Origin of the sequence: Microbacterium sp. (assembly GCF_003248605.1) — a bacterium.
In the GTDB taxonomy this organism is placed as follows: Bacteria; Actinomycetota; Actinomycetes; order Actinomycetales; family Microbacteriaceae; genus Microbacterium.
On record NZ_QFPF01000151.1, the window covers coordinates 1 to 4,532 of the forward strand.

The window sequence follows — 4,532 nt, forward strand, 5'->3', positions numbered from 1 at the left end:
TGTACCTCGTCGGGCTGATCGCGCCGGTCAAGCTCACGACCACCGATGGATCGGGGCTCGACCAGGACGACGCCGACGACCTGGCCGAGGTGCGTCTCGACGAGGACAGCGCTAGCGAAGGGCGCGGAGTCCCGACGGTTGCGGCTGACGAGAGCGAGGCGGATGCCGAAGAGGACGACGTCGAGGACCGCGCACCCAAGCAGGGGCTGATGATCCCTGCTTCGATGGGGCTGCGATTCCAGGTGCCCAGCGATCTCGGGTCCTTCGACGTCACGGCTTCGTGGGGCACCTACGAGACGGTCGAAACCAAGGAGGTGTCGAAGGCCGGACGTCCGATTCGGAAGTACCAGCGCACGCCGATCGAGGAAACCCGGACCGTCACTCTCGCGGCGCTGACTCCCGGTCGCACCGAGACGGTTGTGTTGCGCGATGCGATCTGTCTGCGGATCGATCGCTACGACGACGCCGAGTTTGATCGGGTGCTCGTGGAGATCGCGCTGTGCAACGACCGCGAGACGCCACTTCCTATCCCGTCGAACATGTGGATGTTCCAGACGAAGCTCCTCATCGACGCCGGCGGCACCGATGCATTCCTGCCGGTGCGAGACGTGCTGGGACAGGACTGGCCCGAGCACGACGACGAAGTGCGGCGGCTCGACCTCCAATACAAGGACCGGCTCGAGTTCGCAATCGGCCGCACCTGCTCGGCCGACTGGGTCGTGCGCAAGGGTTCGCGGCGCGCGACGTCGGTGTCGACGACATGGTTGCCGAAGGCCGAGACTCCGCAGACTAGGGCCGGCGAGGTCGAGGGTGCGACGCTGTCGATGAAGGCGTTGGCTGCTGCCGGTGCTGACGAGTTGCGCGCGGGGCTTGCCCCCTTGGTCTCCGGCTACGGGGCATGGCTCGACCGGCAGGAAGGGGCGGCGGCGCAACTCCCCGAACACCTGCAAGAGATCGCCGAAGTGGTGTTGTGGGAGGCGCGGCAGGCGCACGAGCGCCTCATCGACGGACTGGAGTTCGTGGCCTCCGGCGCGACTGGGCTTCAGTGTTTCCAGTTCATGAACCGGGTCATGCGCGATCAGCGCCTCGCTTCCCAGGTCGCCGAAGCGCGCAAGTCCGACTCGGCACTGTCGATCGCGCAGGCGCGGCAGGACCTTGAGTCGGCCGAGGCCGACGGAAAGCCCGTCGCGTCGTGGCGTCCGTTCCAGCTCGCGTTCATTCTCATGCAGCTCGGGTCGCTGACCGACCCGGCGACCGCGCTGCGCAGCGCGGACCACCAGGCCCGCGTGGAGCTGCTCTTCTTCCCGACCGGTGGTGGCAAGACCGAGGCGTACCTGGGCCTGGCTGCCTACACATTTGCAGTCCGCCGACGGCAGGCGGTCGTGCAATCGGCCGACGGCCCGCTGAACGGCAGCGATGGCGTATCGGTGCTGATGCGATACACCCTGCGCCTGCTGACGGCGCAGCAGTTCCAGCGTGCGACCGCTCTCGTCTGCGCCGCAGAACTCGCCCGCCGCGAGGACGAAGCAACCTGGGGAACCGAACCGTTCCGCATCGGCCTCTGGGTCGGCACCGATGTCAGTCCGAAGCGGTTCGAGGAAGCCGACGAGCAGCTCAAGAAGGTCAACGACGGTGCCTCGCACCGCCTGACGGTCCTTCAAATTCAGCGATGCCCGTGGTGCGGGACCGAGATCACCCCGGCAAACGTGAAGGGTGACGCCACCAGCCGCCGGGTGTTTGTGCACTGCGGTGACGAGCTGGGCCGGTGCCCGTTCTCCAAGGGAGGCGGCGTTCCTGAGGGACTTCCGGTGCTCACCGTCGATGAGGAGATCTACCGACTTACCCCGGCATTCGTCATTGCGACCGTCGACAAGTTCGCCCGGCTCGCGCGCGAGGGCGAGGCCGCCTCGCTGTTCGGGTTCGTCAGCAGACGCTGCGGACGACACGGCTACGTGCACCCCGACTACACCGGCTGCACCGTGCAGTCACACCCAGCGAACAACGGCCATCCCGCCGCGACAGTCATGCCCATCGGTCGACTGCGCCCGCCGGATCTGATCATCCAGGACGAGCTGCATCTCATCACCGGGGCGCTCGGCACGGCCGTTGGTCTGTTCGAGGTCACCGTCGAGACGCTGTGCTCGTGGAAGACGCCCGAGGGCAAGCCGGTCAAGCCGCTGATCGTCGCCTCGACTGCCACCGTACGCAACGCGGTTGAGCAGGTACGACAGCTCTACGGCCGCAAGGTCGAGATCTTCCCGCCGCAGGTACTCGACGTCGCCGACACCTTCTTCTCTCGCGAAGTCGAAGTCTCCGAGCAGAACCCTGGTCGTCGCTACATCGGCGTGAGCGCTCCGGGCGTTCGCCTGTCGAGCGCCGAGATTCGCCTCGCTGAGGTGCTGCTGCTCGCAGGCCAGTTGCTGCTCGACCGCACTGGCATCGAGGCAGACCCGTACATGACTCTCGTCGGGTACTTCAACGCCACCCGGGAGCTGGCCGGCATGCGCCGCTACGTCGATGATGACGTCAGCACGCGGGTCGGCAACCCCCGTCGCGACTCGGGTTTCCCGCGGCGGTATGGCACCGCGTTCGGAAACCTCAACGTGGCGGAGCTGACGTCGCGGATCTCGGGTGCCGACATCGGCAAGACCCTCGACAAGCTCGGGCTCGAATTCGAGCCGGGCTATGACACGACCGCGGCGTTCCAGGCACGGATCGCGTTGCGCCGAGAGGACAAGGCGGCGCCCAAGCGCGACGGGGACGCCCCCTTCGACGTCGTCCTCGCCACGTCGATGCTCCAGGTGGGCGTGGACGTGCAGCGCCTCGGACTCATGCTCGTGGTCGGCCAGCCAAAGAACACCGCCGAGTACATCCAGGCGTCGTCGCGAGTCGGCCGCGACGCGGCACGCCCGGGGCTGGTCGTGTCGCTGGGGAACTGGGCGCGGCCACGCGACCTGGCCCACTTCGAGCAGTTCCGGCACTACCACGACACCTTCTACAAACAGGTCGAGGCGCTCTCCGTCACACCGTTCTCGCCGACTTCGCTGGAGCGAGGCATCGACGGGCTACTGGTTAGCGCCGCGCGCGTCGCCCAAGCGACCGTCGCCGACGGTCTGTCGCCCGAGCGTGAGGCGAGCAAGATCGCCTCACAGCATCCCGCAGTCGTCGGGATCATCGACCGGCTCAGGGCCCGGATTCTCGCCGCATCCCAGGACGATGACCTCACGAAGAAGGCCAGCGACCTGCTGACCAACCGGGTCGACCGGTGGACGAGTCGCGCCGGATACGCCAGCGAGCGGCATCAGACACTCGTCTACGAACGCACTGGCGAGGGCGACAAGTACCTGCCGCTCATCATCAGCCCCGAGAATCACCGCGCCAACGTCGGCAGCACCAGCGAAGCGCCGTTCGTGATCGCGAACTCGATGCGCGAAGTGCAGCCGGAGATCAACATTCTCGTCTCGCCCGTACCAGACCGACTCTTCGCCAGGACTCCTGTGGGCGTTGACAACTGGGCACTGCCCGCCGGGGAGGACGACTGATGGCCGACACGACCACCGCGCCACTGGCCGACAACAACGACGCCCTCGACCCGCTCGGCGACGCCGACGAGGGCCTCGCGAAGAATCGGGCCAAGGTCGGGTCCGCGCGTCCTTCTTCGCTCCTGTACACCTACGGTCCTGGCGCGATCATGGACTTGCCGAACTTCTCGGTCATGCCCGCCGGACTCGACGACTGGGAGCCGATCTGGAAGCGCCGCGAGGTCGTCCCGACGATCCTCGAACCGCGATTGCTCAACGTCGTTCGGCTGCACCTCGGCCCCCAGGTCGACGCACTGCGACCGTTCCCGTGGCAGCCCAAGAAGGGCTCGACGTCGACCGATGGCTCGGACCTCGGCCTTCCCGCACGGGTGTTCCCGCAGTGGTTCCGATGCACCGGCTGCGACTACCTCGGCCCGCTCACCCGGTTCACCTACACGAACACGCATCCGTTCCGGCCAGACCTCGCTCAGTTCACCCACAAGCCCTGCCCTGGTCGAGGCGGTCGAGGACGCCGCGAGGGAAGCCCCGCCGTCCCTGCACAGCACCTGCTGACCTGCACCAACGGACATCTCGACGAGTTCCCCTACACGCTCTGGGTTCACCGGGGTCAGAAGTGCCCGAATGCTGAGAACCCCGACCTCAAGATGCGCGACGCCAACGTCGGCAAGAGCGTCGGCTCCACGATTATCTGCCAGTCGTGCAACGCCACACGCGGCATGGCGGAAGCCCAAGGGGGGAAGGGGCGGCTCAAACTGCCCCAGACGTGCCGCGGACGCCATCCCCACCTCGGCGCGTTCTTTCCCGGCTGCAAGGCGCAGCCCGCGCTCATCATGATGGGCGCCTCGAACCTGTGGTTCCCCTCAACGCAGAGCATTATCGTCATGCCGCGCTCGGACGCCGAGCAGAAGGAAGCACTTGCCGACCATCTCCGCGTCGAACTCGGCATCGACCAGATCCGGCAGTTCGCCGACCAGATCGCGGTGATCCGCG

2 protein-coding genes are annotated in these 4,532 nt (G+C 66.9%); both read left to right on the forward strand.

The annotated features are described in order from the left end of the window. The first annotated feature begins 14 nt into the window (after window positions 1-14). Window positions 15-3,542, forward strand: coding sequence for a DISARM system helicase DrmA (gene drmA, locus DI573_RS14055; RefSeq protein ID WP_292815593.1), 3,528 nt, complete (start codon window positions 15-17; stop codon window positions 3,540-3,542). Continuing rightward, the coding region (gene drmB / locus DI573_RS14060; RefSeq protein WP_292815590.1) for a DrmB family protein at window positions 3,542-4,532 on the forward strand (991 nt) is incomplete at its 3' end. The genes drmA and drmB, both read left to right, overlap by 1 nt.